Below are 18,546 nucleotides of genomic sequence, written 5' to 3'. Positions count from 1 at the left end.
ACCTGACCCCATGCCGAACTCAGTAGTGAAACGAAACAGCGCCGATGATAGTGTAGCATTTGTTATGTGAAAGTAGGACATTACCAGGCTCCAAATACAAGAAAGCCCGATTCGAAAGAGTCGGGCTTTTTTACGTCTGCAGAAAAGTGAAAGTATTAGCCGTCAGCTATCAGTTGCACAGCGTCAACCTGACCACCGTAGCATGGGTTGAGTATTCGAAACCCAGGGATAAAAGAACACGAAGAACACGACAGAGGATGAGTCGGGCTTTTTTACGTTTGGAATAAAGTAAAAGAAGGTATTAGGTTAAAGGAAGAGAATTGATCAGAGCCGACCCTAAGGCATTCTACTGCGTCATCGCAACGAAGTAGCGCACCCACTCCAAATATAAGTTAGTGTACAGCCCTCAGTTTTGAAGTATTACCATCAGCACTCCGTCTTTACTGATCTTAGTTATTCTCCTTGCATCTTTAAACTAGTCCCTAAATTATCATCTTGTTGCAATTTCATTGTTGGTTTAATAACTGTCCTGTGTAAAACTATCTAGGATAATTTAGTAAATCAGGTGACATGAATGTCGAATATAAAAGCTTGGAAACTTCTCAGCCTGTTTTGTTTGTTTACAGCACTGATTGGTTGTCAATCTAAAGAAGAACAGCTACAACAAACAATTCAAGAGTCCATTAAAAAGGCCGATGTCGAGCTTACTCAGCTTGGTAAAGCACTTGATAATGGTAGTATACGTAATGCGATTATTCTTAAAGAATACAGTCGTATCCTTAAACAACAGCAGCCTGAACTCAGTAAGGTTGTTGATGTAGTTAGCCTTGATGCCACACGCCAGGGAGCCCTTTATAGTGGCTTAACCCAACGCCTTGATGATATTAAGGGTAATTACTTAATTCCTCCTTGCGAAGACACTTTATACAATATTGATTTATTGCGTGAAGCCGCCAAGCCAACGTTATTTTCTGATGCCTTAACCGATCCTATTAATATGCTTGCGGATATGTCGAATGGTTCTTTGGCACGAGTTGGTGCTATAAGCCAAAAAGCTGAAGGCCAAGGGGTCGGTAACCAAATGGTAGGTAATCCTAACTATGGTAATTGGCAAACGAATAGTAGCGGTATTAGCTTTTGGCAATGGTACGGCATGTACCGTATTTTGGGTGATGTATTTGACCGAGTTGAATACGGAAGTTGGAGTAAACGCCGTAAGTATAGTTACTACAATGACTATGGTCGTACTCGTTACTCAAGCCCTAAACAAATAAAAACCCAAAGTGCATTAGAAACACGTACACGACAATCTTACCAACGCCAAGGCAAGCAGTTCACTAGTCCTTATGCGAGTAAAAAAACAGGTGCATCAGGTTTGAGTCGCAGCAGTTATACGCCGCCTAAAAGTCGCAGCAGTTACTCAAGAGCGAGTAGTTATAGCAATAATTCAGGATCGGTTCGTAATAGCAGTAGCAGAACCTCGCGCGGCGTAAGTCGTGGTAAGTAAAGAATAACGTTGGAGTTAGAATAATATGTATGAATTTAATGGAATAACTATGTGGTCTTTGCAAGCACTGTCAGTAGACTTTGCAATTATCATCTTACTGTTTGTGAGCCTAAAGTATATTAAAGGTTGGGTGTCTAATTTACATGCTAATGATGAAATTACCGAGCGAGATAACTTTGCATTCGGAATAAGCTTTGCCGCTGGCTTAGTTGCCCTTGCGATTGTATTAACGGGTGTAAGTAGTGGTGCTTTTGCTGCTACGTTACAAAAAGAAGCTCTGTTAATGCTTGGCTATGGTGCATTAGCAATTTTGCTTATAAAGCTGGGTCACTTTTTTCAAGATAAAGTGGCATTGCGTAAAGTAAGCCTACATAACGAAATAGTCAAAGGTAACGTTACTGCGTCAATTATTGATTTTGGCCATGTAGTTAGTGTTGCGGTGGTTATTCGCTCTGCACTATTGTGGGTTGCTACCGAAGGCTGGCATGGCATTCCTATTGTGATTGCCGCTTTTGTGATTGGTAGTGTGGTACTGCTTTTAGTAAGCCAATACCGAGTGCAGTTATTTAAACGCACCAATAAAAGCGGTGATTGCCTACAACAAGCCATTGTTGATGGTAATTTAGCAGTAGGTGTTCGCTATGCCGGCTTTTTAATTGGTAGTGCATTAGCCATTACTGCTGCAACAGGTATTGCTCCCTATGCTGCCGATAATATTAACGCGAGTTTACTTTACTGGGCGCTAAGTGCCGTTGTTAGTTTGGTTGCTTTCATTTTACTGCACTTACTGACGATTAAAATCATTCTTGCTGGGTGTAATATTTCAGATGAAGTGAATCGTCAAAAGAATGTGGGTGTTGCCGCTATTTCTGCAGCAGTGTCATTTGCTGTCGGGATCACTATGGCCACACTACTGGGTGCATAATCACGTGTCATCAACTCAAGCTTCCCCAAGTAAATTTAATTTACTTGGGCATGATATTTTACTGATCACTGTTATGGCCGTACTCGCAGGATGCGGCCTTATTTATGAATACTTACTTTCTCATTACGCTGGCCGAGTACTAGGCTCAGTTGAGAGTGCAATTTACGCCATGATAGGCACTATGATTGTAGCTATGGGGATGGGTGCATTTTTAGCGCGTTGGTTTAAAGATGCCTTTACCGCATTTGCCTGGCTAGAAAGCATTATTGCGCTCATAGGTATGGGGTGTATATTAGCCATTGCCAGTATCATTGCTGTTAGTTATTCACTCCCTCATCTATTCTCAAGTATTTTTAATATTCCACCTGACGTTATTCTTAATGGTTACGTGTTTCAAAAGCTGCAAGAGTGGTCTCGCTTTTTACCTTATGTATTTGGCTTAATATTAGGGCTATTTATTGGTATGGAAATACCGCTTATTGCGCGTATTCGCCAGCATGTTTATGGACGTTTTTTAGAAAATAACGCCGGCACTATATATGGGGCTGACTATATTGGCGCCGGTATTGGCGCGGCAATTTGGGTGAGTATTATGCTCGCGATGCCAATAATGCAAGCCGCTGCTTGGACAGCGCTATTTAACATTATTGCCGGCCTTGCCTTTTTATGGCGTTACCATAGCTATGTACGCTTTGCTAAGTTGCTATTGGTTTGCCATATATTACTGCTGGTGTTATTCGCTTTTATTTTGCAGTTTGGTAGTAGCTGGATGGATAATCTAAGTAATGTACTATACAAAGATAAAGTTATTTATTCCCAAGCAACGAAATACCAGCATGTGGTGTTAACCGAACGCTTAAGTAAAAATCAGCCACAGCCAATCACCGATCTATACTTAAATGGTCGTTTGCAGTTCTCAAGTATTGATGAGCAAATATATCACTCAATGCTTGTTTATCCTGCAATGCTCGCATCTAATCGTCATGACCGTGTTTTGATTATTGGTGGCGGTGACGGATTGGCCATGCGTGATGTATTAAAGTGGCCGGTTGAGGAAGTGACTTTAATTGATTTAGATGGACAGCTACTCAATTTATTTGGTCATAAAGATAACAAATACACACCGCCTGATGATATTAAACAGCGATTAGTGGCACTCAATAATGAATCGATGCATGACCCCCGAGCAAATATTATTGTGGGTGATGCATTTTTAGAAGTTGAAAGGCTGCTGGATCAGGCTAAGCATTTCGATACTATATTAATTGACTTACCTGATCCTAATCATCCCGATCTGAATAAGATGTATAGCGACTATTTTTATAACCATGTGCGTCAATTATTGGCACCTGATGGTGCTATGGCGGTACAGTCAACCTCGCCTTATCATGCAAAAAAGGCATTTTTAAGTATTGCTAAAACCGTTAAAGCCGCAGGTTTTGATTATGTAGAGCAATATCAGCAAAACATCCCTTCGTTTGGTCAGTGGGGGTGGACTATTGCTACTAAAATGGGGCAATCACCAAGTGCACGTATTAGCAATATAACGGATATGCCAGTGCCATCTCGGTGGATTAGTAAAAAATATTTATTAGCCAGTTTTGCATTTCCTAATAACTATTTTGAACAAGTTAACGATATTGAAGTCAATAGGTTAGGTTCTGGTCGTTTATATGATTATTACCGGGCTGCTTGGCAAATAGAAAGTGAATTGTATAAAAATTAATAAAACATGGTTGACATAATATGTCGACCATGCGAATCTTAACTCAGACATAATATGTCAAACGACAAAAAGGCAGAGACATGGAATTAAATGAACTTTCAATAAAATTAGCGTCTTTTGAAACTGAGGGTGCTAACTTTGAGTCTTTCTTGATTGCCAATCCAGGTGAGCAAGATGTTTTACAAGTCATTGTTGATGGAAACGATGAGCTTCCAATTTTTGTTACCCAAACACAAGAGCAATTATTATGTATTAGCTATTTGTTTGGTGAAGACGAAGTAAAAAGCGAGTTACGCGACGAGTTAAACGAAACACTACTGCGTTTAAACGTGCCAATTCCGCTAAGTGCATTTGCTAAAATTGATAATAAATACGCGATTTTTGGTGCACTTTCGGTAAATTCATCATTAGATGACGTTACCCACGAACTAGTGACATTAGCTGATAACGCCATTGATGCACTAGAAGCCGTGACATTGTATTTAAACGATTAGGATACCCGCCTAGGTAAGTACTGATAGCAAATAGTATATGGCTCTCACTTTACCTAATAGGATATAAACAAGTTTTTGGAGTTAAGATTATGAGTATTTTAAAAAAATTATTTACAGCGGTACGTGGTGGCGCGCGTGAAGCGGGCGAAGCAATTGTTGATGCGAATGGTATTCGTATTTTTGAACAAGAAATTGCCGATGCACAAAATGCACTGAATCGTGCTAAAAAAAGCCTGACAGAAGTAATGGCTAAAGAGATGCAAACCAAACGTAAAATTAGCGCAGTAGATGCATCAATTGCTGAGCACGAAGCGTATGCAGGTCAAGCCCTTGAAAAAGGGAATGAAGCATTAGCATTAGAAATTGCAGAAAAAATTGGTGACTTTGAAGCTGAGAAAGCCGAACACGAGCAAGTGTTAGCGGGCTTTACTAATCACATAGTGACGTTGAAGCAGCAAGTTAAAGATGCTGAAAAATCAATTAAAGAAAACCAGCGTCAGCTTACTATGGTTAAAACCACAGAAAGCGTTCAACAAGCGACAATGGCTGTAAATAGCACGCTTAATACTAATAGCTCGTCGATGACATCAGCGCGTCAATCGCTTGAGCGTATTAAGCAACGTCAACAAGACCGTACTGATCAATTAGGTGCTGCAAAGTCTCTAGAAGCAGATGTTAATGGCGATGATTTAAAAGCTAAAATGGCTGAAGCGGGTATTGGTGATACCAATCCAAAAAGTGCTGATATTCTAGCGCGCATTAAAGCGAAGCAAAATAGCTAACATTTAGAACCATATTAAAAAGGTAACCGAGTTTTGCTCCGTTACCTTTTTTGCTTACAGAGGCACCTTATATGTTTAATTTTTTCAAATCTAAAAAAAAGCCAGAACGTCAGCTTAATCACGCGAGTGACCTTAAAAAAGGTGACATGTTTACAGTGATTGACTCGTTTGCTTATCCTGCATGGCTCAAAGGCCAAACACTTCGCGTTATTGATGTGCAAACGTATCAGTACCAACATAGTAGTGATACTGAATTCGTACTTGAAACTAACACAGGCCAAGTGGTGTTTTTACAAATAGAACAAAACGATGGTGAGCAGTGGGCTAATTTCTCAATAAAGATTCAGCGTGATGATGTTGATGAAGTATTTGGTTTGGATGAGTTTTCACGTATTTTTGATGAAGAATCGTTAACGCATATTACAGTTAAAAATACGCCTGAGCGCTTTATGCAGTTTTTAGCTGGAAGTTATCAACAAAGCGAATCACCTTATGTATGTTATTTTCATAATAAAGATTTTCGTGGCCAAGCGCTACCTCGCTATGAGCAAGACGGTGGTGAACCCTGTGAAATGATTTGTTTAGCGTCACCCGATGAAGGGCATAGCGTTAATATCGAAATTTGGGAGGGAGGTGAAACAGAAGTATCACTGACATTAACTCGCCCAATTAGCGATATTGTTGACTTGTTTCCTGGAGATGCCCAGTGAGTGATGCTAAAGACAAGTGGTTGCGCCAAGAGCAAGCTGTGCGCGCCACGCAAATGGCCTTTGATTTGAGTAGTGAGGTACAAAAGTCGATAAAAAAACAAGCTATCGACCAAGAACTTACTCCCTCAGATATGATCCGCAAAATTTTAGGCCTTGATGTAAAGTCTAAAAAAACACGGCAGCGTTTATCGTTTAATTTAAATGATGATGAAATAGCGCAATTGGCTAGTCGGTTTGAAGTTGCAGTAGATGATAAAAGAGCGGTAAAGCAACAGGTAGCAGATCTACTCATTGAGCATACAAAAAAGACTAAGTAACCCTTTTGCCTTCTTTATATAAAATACTTACACTGAGGTTATTATTTCTAAAGAAGTGCAGCTGTGAATATTATATTGATTGCCTACTTACTTATGTTTGCGTTATTTGGCACAGCGGCAAGCTACTTTGTGCGTTTTATATATGCTTATTGGGTACAAAAGAACATGCCTTTGGAATACATTTGTAAGGCTGGTGTATGTATTTTCATGGTAGTGGTTATTTCGGTGTTAATACCACTATTAAATTAACACCGAAACGAACTGCTACTGGTAATTAACGGTTTTACATTGGTTATCAATACATAAAGAGTGAACTTCTAGCACTGGTGAACAGTCATCGAACTCAAGCGCAGTGTTATTTTTTTGTTCTTGCTGAGTGATTTTTTGTGCTAATTGCTCGGCATGCTTTTGAGAATTATTTAATGTTGAATACACAACATACTTACTCGGCCCCCCACAGACACGCGAGCCAACACCTAACACCTTACACTGATAACTGGCTGTGCAGCTTTTATTACTTGTAAGCTCATTAAGCTGAGTATTTAAAACAGATTCACTCGCGTTTTGAGCTGTGCTTGGTGTTAGTGCGCTACTGCAACCGCTAAGCAGCATAGTCATGACAACACTGGCAGTTGATAGTTTAATTACGGATGACAAACAACTCATAATCTAATCCTTAAAATACACTTACCGCAGAGCCTTCAAGTTTAACACATTTATTTTCAACGCACTGGGTACTAGGCGCAGTTAAATGTTGGCAAATACTCATCATGCCTTTTTGCGCATTATAAGTACTTTCCAATTGAGTAATTGTATCGCTTAGGGCTGAAACCTGTTTTTGGAGGGCGCTTTGTGTCGAGTACACAATATAATCGCTCGGTCCACCACAGGCACGGCTACCAACAGCATTCACTTTACACTGTGAACTCGTTGAACATTGCTTATCTGCTATGAGGCTGTTTAGCTTATCTTTTGCTGTTTTAATATCATCAAGCGACACTTCTTTTGCTGCATCAGCTGGTAATGGCTGTGCTATTTTATTTTGCTTATTCGCTTGTGGTAATTTTTGTTGCGGTATCGGCGTAGACGTATTTTCTACCGCATTGGTTTTAGTTTGCTCAGTTTTATTTGAGGTTGTTTCTAAGCACGCCGTTAAGCAAAGCGGTAGCAGTAGAGCGAGTAATGGAGTACGCATAATCGTTCCTGATAGTGATGAATTATTCATCACTATCATACACTGTGCATTCATTACAGCAATAAAAACTCTACTATCAACATATTAAAGAGGTGATAAGGAGAGTTTTTAAGTTAACCCGCCTTGCGTTAATTTAGCTGGATTGAGTAATGCCTCTAATTCTGATCGAGATAGGTCGGTTTCTTGCTCAGCGATATCAATAATTGGCTGTGCTTGCTGATAAGCTTGCTTAGCAATTTTTGCTGCTTTTTCGTAGCCAATAACAGGGTTTAGCGCAGTCACTAAAATCGGGTTTTTAGTTAATGCTTTATCAATCTGAGTTTGATTAACTTTAAAGCTAGCAATGGCTTTATCTGCCAACGCTTGCGCGCTATTAGCGAGTATCTCGGTACTTTGCAAAATATTGTAAGCGGTTACCGGCAGCATTACGTTAAGCTCAAAGTTGCCAGCTTGGCCTGCAACCGTAATAGTTGCGTCGTTACCAATGACTTGGGCGCTAACCATTGCAGCGGCTTCTGGGATCACCGGATTCACTTTACCAGGCATAATTGATGAGCCAGGCTGTAATGCTTCAAGTTCAATTTCTGAAAGTCCCGCAAGTGGGCCTGAGTTCATCCAACGTAAATCGTTGGCTATTTTCATTTGTGCAACTGCATAGACTTTTAGCTGTCCTGATAAAGCGACAATCGCATCTTGCGATCCAATATTATAAAAAAAGTTATCGCTAGGGGTAAATTGAATCCCTACCTTTTCAGTTAGCTGTGTGGCAAATAGAGCGGCAAATTGTGGGTCGGCATTAATACCTGTACCTACTGCTGTGCCACCTTGCGCTAGCTCACAGACACGTATTAGTGCATGCTCAATACTGCTAGCTGCATGCTTAACCTGCGATTGCCATGCGCTGAGTGTTTGCTCAAAAGTTATTGGCATTGCATCCATTAAATGAGTGCGCCCAGTTTTAACTATGTGACCGATGTCTGCTTTTTTTTGCTCTAAGGCGTCTGCTAAATTTGCTAGTGCTGGCAGTAATTTTTTATCAACGCTGATCGCACTACTCAAAGCAATCGCAGTGGGAATAACGTCATTAGAGCTTTGCCCCATATTCACATCGTCATTTGGGTGAATAGCTTGGTTAGCATGTTTTGAGGCTAAGCTCGCAATGACCTCATTAGCATTCATATTTGAGCTAGTACCTGAGCCAGTTTGAAAAATATCAACGGGGAAATGCTCATAATGCTTACCATCAATAATTTCTTGGCAGGCACGGTCGATCGCATTTGCTTTCGTTTTATCTAAATGACCTAGTTTGAAATTGGCTATTGCAGCAGCTTGCTTGATATACGCTAAGGCAATAATAAATTGCTGCGGCATTGTGAGGCTGCTGATCGTAAAGTTATTGATGGCGCGTTGGGTCTGTGCTTTATAAAGTGCGTCAGCGGGCACGTTGAGTGTGCCCATGCTATCTGATTCTGTTCTAAAGTTACTCATTAGTACTCCTATAAAAGAGAATATATGACATTTAACTACGCTATATAAAAAGATATGGTGCTGTTATTACTATTTACAACGGTATAGCTAAAAAGTAGAGGGCGTCAAGGCAAGTTAACAAGTGGGATTAAAACTAAAAAGTCGACTTAAACTGATTTTAAGTCGACTTAAATAATGTATTTATATAAACAGCCGGTTACAAGGCTAAACAGAATTTTAATTGTAGCCAAGAATAAATATTTGGTCTGTTTCATGTTTGTTTTGTGCCTTTTGAGTATTTTTTACATGAGAAAGTAAGTCGATAACCGTTGCTCTACAATCTGTTTCATAACTCGTTTTATCTAGGCTTTTGTCTGTAATTGCCATTGCAGCATCTACTGCGGTATAAGGTGAAATATACATAATGTTATCCTTTTGTAGTTTAGTACTCATTAAGTGAGTAATTTAATAAAAGCATATAGCGTACCAGCTCGGTAAAGATAATTTAACGTATTGAAATTGATGTTATTTTATTATTTTGGTCAATTTACTCACGACAGAATAGCTGAAATTTGTTTTACTATTGTGCATTCATTTGCAATTTAGGTGCATTAGTATGACCAAACCGTTTTCACAAGCCTGCGAAAATAATAAAAATCATATACTTAAGGCTTTGCAGCCTGCATTGCAAAATGCAGCATCAGTACTTGAGATAGGCTCGGGGACGGGTCAGCATAGTGTTTTCTTTGCCAAAAAATTGCCACATTTACAATGGTATACCAGTGATCGAGAGGTTAATCATCAAGGAATAAAGTTATGGCATGATGAGGTGCAACTGGCAAACTTGCATCCGCCTTTATTACTTGATCTAAACTATTCTTGGCCAGTAAATAAAGTGGATGCGGTATATACTGCTAATACTTTTCACATAGTGAGCTGGGAGTTAATTACGCGTTTTTTTGCTGGAGTAAATCAGCACTTAAACCAGCAAGGAGTGGTGTGTGTATATGGCCCTTTCAAATATAAAGGGGAGTTTACCAGCCCCAGTAATGATGAATTTAATAGTTTATTGCAAAGTCGCGATCCGCTTAGTGGTATTCGTGATTTCGAAGCGGTTGAGCAGCTTGCAGTGCAATATGGGCTTAAGTTACTCAGCGATACTGCGATGCCTGCAAATAATCAGTTACTCATTTTTAAACGGCAATAAAGTGCTACATTGTTGTTTGTAAATTTCGATATGTTGGCATTCGCGTTCTAAGTAATCTGCAATGGCATTATTAAAATCGGGGTGAACAATGTGATGGGCAGAGTAAGTGATTATCGGTTGAAAACCACGAGCGATTTTATGCTCTCCTTGTGCCCCAGCATTAAAGCACTGAATGTTATGCTTAATAGCATAATCAATCCCTTGGTAATAACACAGCTCAAAGTGAAGCGAATCTATCTCTTCACTAGCACCCCAATAGCGGCCGTAAAGGGTATTATCACCAATTAAGCTTAAGGTGGCGGCAATTACTTGCTGGTCTCTTTTGGCTAGCATAATGAGCAATTTGTCAGCCATTAAAGCGTGCAACAAGCTAAAAAAATCACTGTTTAAGTAGCCTAAATGGCCCGAACGTTTTAAATAAGTGCGTTGATAAAACTCACAAAAAAGCTGCATTGTAGCGGTAGTGATTTTCTCGCCTTTGAGCCATTCAATACTGATATTTTGCTCTGTGATTTTAGCGCGCTCTTTTTTAACGGCTTTACGCTTTCGGGCATTAAAGGTTTTTAAAAAGTCGTCAAAATCTTTAAAGTTATTATTAAACCATTGAAACTGCACGCCGATTCTTCGCATAGCACCGGTATCATAAAGATGGGTGGCTTGTGCTTTGTCGCAAAAGTTTACATGCCAGCCTGACCATGCCTGTTCTACGCAGTGGCTATTAAGTTGCTCTGTTATGTACTTATACACTAGCTTTGGATTGCTATGCATAATACGTATTCTTTGCCCCTCAATCGGGCTAAAGGGAATACCACATAGCCATTTAGGGTAATAATCTAAGCCATTTTTTTCATAAGCTTCAGCCCATGCCCAGTCAAATACATATTCACCGTAGGAGTGCGCTTTTAAGTAGCCAGGGGCAAGCGCAACTAGTTTATCGCCTTCATAAATGGCTAAGTGATGAGGCTGCCAACCTGTTTTAGCACTTACACATTGGCTTTGCTCAAGTGCATATAAAAAAGCATGTTGAGTAAAAGGATCATCGCCAAAAAAATGATGCCATTGTGTTCCGTCAATCTGGTTGATGCTATTAAACCATTGGTGAGAAAAGTGGCTCATAATAATAGCCTTATCTTGGTACTGCGAGCATAAGTACATACGAAAAAAGAGGTGCTTAATTTATAGCGCGTGATTATTATTAAGTTATTGATAAATTTTATATGTGGGTATGTGTTCATTTAACATAGCAATATACGCAAAGACATTCTGAGAGCTTATCGAGTTATAGAGGTTTTGCAAGATGTTGATTAAATATAATACTTTCAAATTAGCGTTGTTTTTAGGTTTGATTTTGATGGCAAAAGAAATACTGAGTCATCTTTATTTAGACTTGAGCTGCTAAGATTAGTTTATAAAAAGGTGTAATCAAAAAGCTTATACTAAAGCTAATTATTACCTAATTAACTTCGAAAATAAACGGTCCTAACCTAGGCGTATATTTTAAAGTGGTAGCTGTTTTTTACTAAATGACTGCTTTAATACAACGGTTGATTCTATGTTGGCGATACAGCTTAAGCTTCCCAGTTGGTGCTTTACAAACTGCTCATAACTTTCTAAATCCTGAGAGATAATTTTTAATAAATAGTCGTGGCTGCCTGAGATCACAGAACACTCAAGTACATGCGGTAGCTTTTCTACATGTTGTTCAAACTGTTGTGCAGCACTCACTGAATTTTGGCACAGTCGCACAAAAGCATAAACCAGTACATTCAGGTTGAGTGACTTAGGGTTAATAGCTGCGTGATAACCAATAATAACCTGTTCTTGCTCAAGTTTTTTAATGCGCCTTAGAGTAGGAGTATCCGAGAGATTAATGGTATTGGCTAATTCTGATACCGACATTCGGGCTTGCGATTGCAAGGCAACGAGTAGCTGCTGATCTTTATTATCTAACATGGCTATAGAATCTTATTAATTATTTACCTGGTAATAGTGATTATTGCTAACAATAACTGCTTTTACTATTTTTTTTAGCGTTTTAACCTCTGAGATCTTTGCTAGCATTAAAAAATAATAATAACAGGATGTAGTCATGAGTTCTTACACTGCTAAATTTGATAATTGGATTAGGTCTGAGTTTGTTGCCCTAAACTCTCAGTTAGAAGAGTTGTATTGGCAACAAGATGATAAAGCAAATGTTGAAGGGGTTGGGGATAACTTAAAGCAGACCTTGAAAGAGCAAGGTAATGCGTTGATCAGCGATTTATTAGCCGAAGGTAATACCGACGAAGGATTTGATAGCGCATTTGATTTACTTGGTAATGTCGGTTTGTTTATGGCGGCTTGTCGTAGACATGAAATTACAGAGCCAAGCAGAGAGAATAGCTCACCGCTGATAGAAGCATCGGCGCTTGCTATGCATATTGGTGCTTCTATTGGAGTAACTCCTCGTTTTGCCACCGCACATTTAACCACTCATAATAAAGCCATTAATGGCACCTATAAACGGTTTACAAATCTTGATGATGAAGCTCTGTTTTTAGATTACAACACCCAAGGTATTTTAGCGTATAAGCGCGCGAGTGATGCTTTACTAAAAATACTGCCATTAGGTATTTCACACCCAGTCACGGCTGAACTACTTGAGGTGGTTAAAACGGCACTTATTGATGTAATAGCGTCGAATAATGCCTTGTATACTCAACTTGATACCGAGCGTTTTTTTAATTGTGTACGCCCATACTACAAGCCTTACCGGGTAGGTAAAGAGGTTTACCGTGGTGCAAATGCGGGAGATTTTGCCGGCATTAATGTTATTGATATGCTGTTAGGGCTTTGCAATGCCAATGAGCCGAGTTACTCACAAATGCTGGTGGATAAATTTTTATATATGATGCCAGAGGACCAACAAATATTGCGAGAAGCCATGCGTATGCAAAGCTTTATGGATGACTTCTTAAAAGCCGAGCAATATAAACACACAGAATGGTTTCAAAAGCACGGCAAACTATTTATACAAGTGTGTAAATTACATGGTGACACCGCTATCGGTCATCATAATCAGTTGGTTGAAAAGTTTATTGCCCAACCGTCACAGCAAATGCAACAACAGCATATAAGCAAAGTAACTGCCAGTGGACCACCTTTACCGGTACTGCTAGATTCCTTAGCTAAATTAAGGGATAGACGTGCAGCAGCTAAGCGAGACGATATTAATACGCGTTTTGATGACTTAAATACGCTAAAACAGTGGATTAACTAATATGGCTAAAAATGATTTTTGTATGCCAAGGGGCTGCTATTTATTAAGCCACTCTGTTGGTCGTCCTCTAAAAAGTACTTTAGAAAATGCTACTGAGCAGTTTTTTACTCCTTGGCAGGAAAGTGCCAAAGAGCCATGGCAGCAATGGCTACCAGCTATAGAAAATTTTACGGGTGCATTAGGGCGGCTATTTAATGCGCCAAGTGAGCAGTTTTGTCCTCAGGTTAACTTATCTAGTGGTTTAACTAAATTGCTTATGTCGCACCCCGTATTTAATAAACCACAGTGCACGGTATTAATGGCGCAGGCCGACTTTCCAAGTATGGGGTTTGTAATGCAAAAAGCACTCCCTGCATGTGCAACAATACGTTTCATCCCCGAGCATGAAGATCTAAGTGATAGGCAGGTATGGCAGCGATATTTAACCCCAGAGATTGATGGTGTGTTTGTTAGTCATGTTTATTCTAATACGGGTGTACAAGCTCCTTTAAACGATATTGTGGCGCTTAGTAAAGTCACGAATACACTCTCAATAATTGATGTGGCGCAATCGGCAGGGGTTATCCCTGTCGATCTAACGGCGTTAAATGCCGATTTTATGATTGGCTCAAGTGTGAAGTGGTTATGCGGGGGGCCAGGTGCGGCCTATTTATGGGTAAATCCAAAGCAAATAACGCAATGTGAACCAAAAGATGTTGGTTGGTTTTCACATCAAAATCCATTCGAGTTTGATATTACGCATTTTCAATATAACGTTAAAACACTTAGGTTTTGGGGCGGTACGCCTTCTATACTCCCTTATGTTATTGCCGCTGATAGCATTGCATATATTGCCCAGTTTGGTGTGGATAAAGTGAGAGCGCATAATTTAGCGTTGTTAACGTTACTTCAGCAGCAGCTGACGGCTTTTTTAGTATCGCCAAACGATAAAGATCAGTGCAGTGGTACCGCTATTTTAGATTTTGCAGAGCATCAACAAACCGTATTAGCGGCATTGGAGGCAGCAAACATAAGTGTGGATGTGCGCAAACTCGGTATTCGTATTTCACCGCACATATACAATACAGTGTCAGAGATACAAGCGTTTATTGCTACGGTGAAAAAGGTAATTAAGGCTGCTGATTAAGCTGTTGTTTTTTTTGAGTGAGTGCCGCTATTTGTTGTTGTGCTTGTTTTATTTGCGGTTCAAATCTTTGTTTAAGTACCGCAGTTTCTGTAGCAATTGCATCTGCAATCGAATTAGCGCCTAAACGATTTGCTTTATCTTGGGTCATGTAACCGACTTGCTGTTTCTTTTGCGCGTATTCCTGCCGGTATTGTTTAATCTTAAGCTCAAGCTGCACAATATCACGCTCTATTTGTTGCACCGCTAGATAATCGTCAACAGAAGTATCGGCAACTGGTGTGTTCTCAGATTGTGGCGTATTTGTTTGCATGATGTTGACGTTTCTAAGCGTGATCACTTGAGCGTCTTCAGCGCAAGGAGTTTGACTAAAAGTAGGCACTCCTTTAATGGTGCATTTATAAACCGTCACTTCATTTGCCATGCTAGCAGCACAGGCACCCAAACAACATAGTAGTAATATTAGCTTTGCCATGGTTAAACCTAAGCTGGTTTAAAGTACCATTTATAATGCACTAAGTTGTGACACCATACAATTTGTTTAATTTATTAGCATGCGCTCCCGACGGCCTTATACAAAGTGCAAATTAATAGAGGCTATTAAATTTTAGGCATAAAAAAACCACAATTAAGTGGCTTGCAACCAGTAATGGTGGAGAGGGAGGGATAGACTTACTTACATCCCTGTAATTAATCGCTGCGCGACGCTTGCAGCGGCCTAAAATGTTCCAGGCATTTTATCGAACCCTGTCGAGAGTGCTCACCCTCCCTATTTCTTAACGGAGTTAAAATTTAGGCACAAAAAAACCACAATTAAGTGGTTTGTAATCAGTAATGGTGGAGAGGGAGGGATAGACTTGCTTACATCCATGTAATCAATCGCTACGCGATGCTTGCAGCGGCCTAAACTGTTCCCGACACTTTATCGAACCCTGTCGAGGGTTCTCACCCTCCCAATTAGCAGCAAAGCTTATCTTTGGGCACAAAAAAACCACAATTAAGTGGCTTATATTCAGTAATGGTGGAGAGGGAGGGATTCGAACCCTCGATAGAGCTACAAACTCTATACTCCCTTAGCAGGGGAGCTCCTTCGGCCACTCGGACACCTCTCCGACGCATTATTCTGCGTGTTATTAATCGGGATAAAACCAATTAATAAAAATAAGTGGTGGAGAGATAGGGATTTGAACCCTAGAGGGGCTATAAACCCCTGCCGGTTTTCAAGACCGGTGCATTCGACCACTCTGCCATCTCTCCACGTCGTGATGCAGGATAATACTTAGGAGAGTAGTCTGTGTAAATAGCAAAAAGATCGTTTGCTTAAAAAGTGAGCGTAAATGCGGTTTTTTTTATAAATAATGAAGATTTAAGGTGATTTTTAGCTATGAGGTGGCTGGCAGCAAACAGGAGGAGCTAAAGAAGAGTCTTCATTAGAGGTTGGGTGTTTGCTGCAACAATACAAAATCATGGTTGGGTGATTATTTGTATTGAATTGCACCGCCAAGTGCTAATTTTTTTCCGTAACGGTTAAGTTTAGCTAGCATTTTTGCTTTGCGATTAGTTGGCTTAACGGCAACGTGAGTTGTGGCTGTTTGGTTAAGTGTATTAATTGGGTTCATTTTATTCGCTCCATGGTTGTGTCTGTTGAAAACATGTGCATTTTGCACGCAGGGTGGTTAAAAATAAAGCGATAAAAATTACTGGTGAAGTATTAGTTTTTTTAATCCGAAACCGTTTTATTAATTTGTCGTTCAACTACTGGTTTATTATTTTTTGTATAATTATTCATCTGGGCTCATTGCTACGTCTCTTTTATATGGGGTCTTTTCGGTTTTTTTGAGTTTAAACTGTTTATAAAAAGATTTTTTTGAATATTTATTCAGATTAAATTATTTTGTATTGGTTGGGCTTAACTTTGCTTTGTTCAAAGATTTAACATGTTATTTATAGGTGGTTAATTATTTATCAGATAAGAGCAGTAAATAAACGATAAAAATAGTGTTGCGAGGTTTTTAAATTATAAAAAAAGTGCCTAGGTTACTAGGCACTTTGGAGTTAGTTGCGTTTTAAAACGCTTCTAACTGGGGAACGTACCATCTCATGAATATAAATCTAAAAAGATGGTTTTAATTATGTTTGCAATTTGGGCTTACAATCATCAGCTTGGGTGGCATTTTAACTATTCTAGAGCGAAGCGAAGATTATACTTTGGTTTGTATTTTACTATGAAGCCACAAAACAATGCTGCACAGCAAGAGTAGATCCGCTCAACAGTCTATTATTTGAGTTAAATGGTTTTAAATAGGGTATAAAACGCAAAATGCGGCATAGCTTAAAAGCAAATGCCGCAAAGGGAGATTAATGTGGGGTATTACTCTATTAATGCTGTTTAATAGTAAATAACTCATAGCCCTTAAGTGCAGGAACTTGAGCGGTTAGTTGCGTTTCTTGTTGCGCTATTTCAACAAAGTCATCACATAATGAATTTGCACGCTTTTCAAGTGTTTTGGCATGCAGCTCTACTTTTTCTTCTATTTGTGCGCCCATATTTTCCATGCGCTCTTCAAATGCTTGCATGTCACCGCCTGAACTCATTAACTCAGAGCCCAATGCCACTAAAATGCTGCCCATTGATTCCATTACTGCTGATTCAACTGCTGTTTCTATTTGCTTTTCAAACTGCTGTTCAAAGTTTTCACCAAATTGAGTAAAGCTTTGTTGACCCATTACAAAAGTACCTTGCTGATAAAAGGTGCTTTCAACCTCTTGATGAATATCGTCCATTAAGGCTGAAATATTATCGAGGCCGTTAATATTAAACGCATTTGCAACTTCTTCTAATGCTACACCTGCAATTTTAACCCCTTCAAGGGCAATATTGGCCACTTCAGGTAATTGCACGCGTAAATTTTCTGTGTAGTCGGTCATTGCTTGGCGCTGTGCACTATTTAATGCTACTTGCTCACCATTGATAGACAGCTCACCTTCAGCGGTAAATAGCATGTGCTGATTATTGGCTTTAAAAATTTCTAATTCATTAGGTTTGATGCGCACATCGTTCTTAAATTCAACGTTACATTCATCGTTACTAAATGAAATTGAAGAGTCGCTAGTATTGTGAGCCATTGCTACTGGAGCGCACATTATCGCGCTAACTAATAATAATTTTTTCATGTTTATTCTCTGCTTTTTGCTGATGATAATTAACTTATAACAAGTTTGATGCCAATTATTTTTAATGTTTTAAAACAGTGGCTTGAGATTTTTTGAATGCTTTAAAGTCGAAAGTGTACTCATTGAAAATACTAAAATATGGTCAAAATAACCAACAATTAAATGCTAATAAATAAAATTTATCGATACGATAAAAAACTCTCACTTTCCACAATTCAAATTTAGCGCTATTTATTCACAATACTGACACAGAGACTATTTAGGATAGCGATGTGGCTTTATTTTGACGTAAATTTATACAATGAATTTGCGTTGAACATTTTAATTTCACCAATTATCGCGATACAAGAATCCGTAATTGGTCTCAAACACTTTATGGAGTGGGTTGTGGGTAAGACATTTAGTTACGATGCGCTAGATGATGATTTTGTTGAAGACGAATACGAAATGGTCGGGCGTAATCAACACGACAAGAAAAAGCAGAAGGTGAAAAGAAAGTTAGAGGATTACCTTGAGCAAAAACGCTTGCGTAAAAACCTAGGTGAAGATGACTTAAACGATTATATTGATTAGGTTGTCGCTAGTACAAATCAGTGCCGACATATTAGCTTTTAACTGCTACTTAGGTAGTATTTAAAGCTCTGTGGGTTGGTAATAAAG

General features: G+C 39.2%; 21 protein-coding genes and 2 tRNA genes. 12 read left to right on the top strand and 11 right to left on the bottom strand.

Annotated elements, in window-relative coordinates; all coding sequences use genetic code 11:
• The first annotated feature begins 574 nt into the window (after positions 1–574).
• The 8 genes from QL989_RS12065 to QL989_RS12030 all read left to right on the top strand — a co-directional run bounded on the left by QL989_RS12065 (position 575) and on the right by QL989_RS12030 (position 6,710).
• Positions 575–1,507: a CHAD domain-containing protein gene (locus QL989_RS12065; protein WP_290170637.1), complete on the top strand. Its 933-nt coding sequence runs from the start codon at positions 575–577 to the stop codon at positions 1,505–1,507.
• A gap of 25 nt (positions 1,508–1,532) precedes the next feature.
• The gene (locus tag QL989_RS12060; RefSeq protein WP_041709155.1) at positions 1,533–2,432 is read left to right on the top strand and encodes a DUF350 domain-containing protein; all 900 of its coding nucleotides are present in this window, start codon (positions 1,533–1,535) and stop codon (positions 2,430–2,432) included.
• Between the two features lie 4 nt (positions 2,433–2,436).
• Entirely contained in the window at positions 2,437–4,158 is a 1,722-nt protein-coding gene (locus QL989_RS12055) for a polyamine aminopropyltransferase (RefSeq protein ID WP_290170636.1), read from the top strand.
• Between the two features lie 80 nt (positions 4,159–4,238).
• The gene (locus QL989_RS12050; protein ID WP_008113284.1) at positions 4,239–4,652 is read left to right on the top strand and encodes a DUF2170 family protein; all 414 of its coding nucleotides are present in this window, start codon (positions 4,239–4,241) and stop codon (positions 4,650–4,652) included.
• 89 nt (positions 4,653–4,741) lie between these two features.
• Positions 4,742–5,434, top strand: a complete 693-nt coding sequence (locus tag QL989_RS12045) for a PspA/IM30 family protein (protein WP_055013441.1) — start codon at positions 4,742–4,744, stop codon at positions 5,432–5,434.
• A gap of 71 nt (positions 5,435–5,505) precedes the next feature.
• Complete coding sequence (locus tag QL989_RS12040) at positions 5,506–6,144, top strand: hypothetical protein (protein WP_010392538.1); 639 nt, start codon at positions 5,506–5,508, stop codon at positions 6,142–6,144.
• Positions 6,141–6,461 (top strand): hypothetical protein, encoded by a 321-nt coding sequence (locus tag QL989_RS12035; RefSeq protein WP_010392540.1) that lies wholly within the window; start codon positions 6,141–6,143, stop codon positions 6,459–6,461. Before QL989_RS12040 ends, QL989_RS12035 begins: the two co-directional genes overlap by 4 nt.
• Before the next feature lie 63 nt (positions 6,462–6,524).
• A complete protein-coding gene (locus QL989_RS12030; protein ID WP_290170635.1) occupies positions 6,525–6,710 on the top strand; it encodes a hypothetical protein in 186 nt (61 codons plus the stop codon).
• A gap of 15 nt (positions 6,711–6,725) precedes the next feature.
• Here the strand turns inward: QL989_RS12030 and QL989_RS12025 are convergent, their stop codons facing one another.
• The 4 genes from QL989_RS12025 to QL989_RS12010 all read right to left on the bottom strand — a co-directional run bounded on the left by QL989_RS12025 (position 6,726) and on the right by QL989_RS12010 (position 9,546).
• The gene (locus tag QL989_RS12025) at positions 6,726–7,127 is read right to left on the bottom strand and encodes a hypothetical protein (protein ID WP_290170634.1); all 402 of its coding nucleotides are present in this window, start codon (positions 7,125–7,127) and stop codon (positions 6,726–6,728) included.
• Between the two features lie 10 nt (positions 7,128–7,137).
• Entirely contained in the window at positions 7,138–7,656 is a 519-nt protein-coding gene (locus QL989_RS12020; protein WP_290170633.1) for a hypothetical protein, read from the bottom strand.
• A gap of 108 nt (positions 7,657–7,764) precedes the next feature.
• Positions 7,765–9,144, bottom strand: coding sequence for a class II fumarate hydratase (locus tag QL989_RS12015; protein WP_290170632.1), 1,380 nt, complete (start codon positions 9,142–9,144; stop codon positions 7,765–7,767).
• Between the two features lie 216 nt (positions 9,145–9,360).
• Positions 9,361–9,546, bottom strand: a complete 186-nt coding sequence (locus tag QL989_RS12010) for a hypothetical protein (protein WP_290170631.1) — start codon at positions 9,544–9,546, stop codon at positions 9,361–9,363.
• A 193-nt stretch (positions 9,547–9,739) separates the two neighbouring features.
• Here QL989_RS12010 and QL989_RS12005 point away from each other — a divergent pair, with 193 nt between their 5' ends.
• Positions 9,740–10,330, top strand: coding sequence for a DUF938 domain-containing protein (locus QL989_RS12005; protein WP_010392551.1), 591 nt, complete (start codon positions 9,740–9,742; stop codon positions 10,328–10,330).
• Here the strand turns inward: QL989_RS12005 and QL989_RS12000 are convergent.
• Both QL989_RS12000 and QL989_RS11995 read right to left on the bottom strand, forming a co-directional pair.
• Complete coding sequence (locus tag QL989_RS12000) at positions 10,307–11,446, bottom strand: GNAT family N-acetyltransferase (RefSeq protein ID WP_290170630.1); 1,140 nt, start codon at positions 11,444–11,446, stop codon at positions 10,307–10,309. The genes QL989_RS12005 and QL989_RS12000 overlap by 24 nt on opposite strands.
• Positions 11,447–11,827: 381 nt before the next feature.
• Positions 11,828–12,283 (bottom strand): Lrp/AsnC family transcriptional regulator, encoded by a 456-nt coding sequence (locus QL989_RS11995; RefSeq protein ID WP_010392556.1) that lies wholly within the window; start codon positions 12,281–12,283, stop codon positions 11,828–11,830.
• Between the two features lie 136 nt (positions 12,284–12,419).
• Here QL989_RS11995 and QL989_RS11990 point away from each other — a divergent pair, with 136 nt between their 5' ends.
• Both QL989_RS11990 and QL989_RS11985 read left to right on the top strand, forming a co-directional pair.
• Positions 12,420–13,589 carry a monodechloroaminopyrrolnitrin synthase PrnB family protein gene (locus tag QL989_RS11990; protein WP_290170629.1) on the top strand — a complete coding sequence of 390 codons (1,170 nt, stop codon included), beginning with the start codon at positions 12,420–12,422 and terminating at the stop codon, positions 13,587–13,589.
• Position 13,590: 1 nt separating this feature from the next.
• Entirely contained in the window at positions 13,591–14,715 is a 1,125-nt protein-coding gene (locus tag QL989_RS11985; RefSeq protein ID WP_290170628.1) for an aminotransferase class V-fold PLP-dependent enzyme, read from the top strand.
• On the opposite strand, the gene QL989_RS11980 is transcribed toward QL989_RS11985, so the two are convergent.
• The 5 genes from QL989_RS11980 to QL989_RS11960 form a co-directional block, all read right to left on the bottom strand.
• On the bottom strand, positions 14,699–15,187 hold the full coding sequence (locus tag QL989_RS11980; RefSeq protein ID WP_290170627.1) for an RNA-binding protein: 489 nt from the start codon (positions 15,185–15,187) through the stop codon (positions 14,699–14,701). The genes QL989_RS11985 and QL989_RS11980 overlap by 17 nt on opposite strands.
• Before the next feature lie 544 nt (positions 15,188–15,731).
• Positions 15,732–15,824: transfer RNA gene (locus QL989_RS11975), tRNA-Ser, on the bottom strand.
• A gap of 54 nt (positions 15,825–15,878) precedes the next feature.
• A tRNA-Ser gene (locus QL989_RS11970) sits at positions 15,879–15,969 on the bottom strand.
• Between the two features lie 221 nt (positions 15,970–16,190).
• Positions 16,191–16,331, bottom strand: a complete 141-nt coding sequence (locus QL989_RS11965; protein WP_010392563.1) for a hypothetical protein — start codon at positions 16,329–16,331, stop codon at positions 16,191–16,193.
• A 760-nt stretch (positions 16,332–17,091) separates the two neighbouring features.
• Positions 17,092–17,886 (bottom strand): YggN family protein, encoded by a 795-nt coding sequence (locus QL989_RS11960; protein WP_290170626.1) that lies wholly within the window; start codon positions 17,884–17,886, stop codon positions 17,092–17,094.
• Positions 17,887–18,273: 387 nt separating this feature from the next.
• On the opposite strand from QL989_RS11960, the gene QL989_RS19175 reads away from it, so the two are divergent.
• On the top strand, positions 18,274–18,459 hold the full coding sequence (locus QL989_RS19175) for a PA3496 family putative envelope integrity protein (RefSeq protein ID WP_008108975.1): 186 nt from the start codon (positions 18,274–18,276) through the stop codon (positions 18,457–18,459).
• The last annotated feature ends 87 nt before the right edge of the window (positions 18,460–18,546 follow it).

The sequence above is a fragment of the Pseudoalteromonas sp. APC 3224 genome, from assembly GCF_030407535.1.
GTDB lineage: Bacteria > Pseudomonadota > Gammaproteobacteria > Enterobacterales > Alteromonadaceae > Pseudoalteromonas.
The sequence above is the reverse complement of the archived record's forward strand: the minus strand, read 5'-3'. Positions and strand labels throughout refer to the sequence as shown.

Bases quoted from the DNA above. Each gene is read 5' to 3' on its own strand.
- QL989_RS11960 (WP_290170626.1), bottom strand. From the start codon at position 17,886: ATGAAAAAATTATTATTAGTTAGCGCGATAATGTGCGCTCCAGTAGCA.
- QL989_RS12060 (WP_041709155.1), top strand. From the start codon at position 1,533: ATGTATGAATTTAATGGAATAACTATGTGGTCTTTGCAAGCACTGTCA.
- QL989_RS11965 (WP_010392563.1), bottom strand. From the start codon at position 16,331: ATGAACCCAATTAATACACTTAACCAAACAGCCACAACTCACGTTGCC.
- QL989_RS12065 (WP_290170637.1), top strand. From the start codon at position 575: ATGTCGAATATAAAAGCTTGGAAACTTCTCAGCCTGTTTTGTTTGTTT.
- QL989_RS12010 (WP_290170631.1), bottom strand. From the start codon at position 9,546: ATGTATATTTCACCTTATACCGCAGTAGATGCTGCAATGGCAATTACA.
- QL989_RS12050 (WP_008113284.1), top strand. From the start codon at position 4,239: ATGGAATTAAATGAACTTTCAATAAAATTAGCGTCTTTTGAAACTGAG.
- QL989_RS11985 (WP_290170628.1), top strand. From the start codon at position 13,591: ATGGCTAAAAATGATTTTTGTATGCCAAGGGGCTGCTATTTATTAAGC.
- QL989_RS12025 (WP_290170634.1), bottom strand. From the start codon at position 7,127: ATGAGTTGTTTGTCATCCGTAATTAAACTATCAACTGCCAGTGTTGTC.
- QL989_RS12005 (WP_010392551.1), top strand. From the start codon at position 9,740: ATGACCAAACCGTTTTCACAAGCCTGCGAAAATAATAAAAATCATATA.
- QL989_RS11990 (WP_290170629.1), top strand. From the start codon at position 12,420: ATGAGTTCTTACACTGCTAAATTTGATAATTGGATTAGGTCTGAGTTT.
- QL989_RS11995 (WP_010392556.1), bottom strand. From the start codon at position 12,283: ATGTTAGATAATAAAGATCAGCAGCTACTCGTTGCCTTGCAATCGCAA.
- QL989_RS12015 (WP_290170632.1), bottom strand. From the start codon at position 9,144: ATGAGTAACTTTAGAACAGAATCAGATAGCATGGGCACACTCAACGTG.
- QL989_RS12000 (WP_290170630.1), bottom strand. From the start codon at position 11,446: ATGAGCCACTTTTCTCACCAATGGTTTAATAGCATCAACCAGATTGAC.
- QL989_RS11980 (WP_290170627.1), bottom strand. From the start codon at position 15,187: ATGGCAAAGCTAATATTACTACTATGTTGTTTGGGTGCCTGTGCTGCT.
- QL989_RS12040 (WP_010392538.1), top strand. From the start codon at position 5,506: ATGTTTAATTTTTTCAAATCTAAAAAAAAGCCAGAACGTCAGCTTAAT.
- QL989_RS12045 (WP_055013441.1), top strand. From the start codon at position 4,742: ATGAGTATTTTAAAAAAATTATTTACAGCGGTACGTGGTGGCGCGCGT.
- QL989_RS12020 (WP_290170633.1), bottom strand. From the start codon at position 7,656: ATGCGTACTCCATTACTCGCTCTACTGCTACCGCTTTGCTTAACGGCG.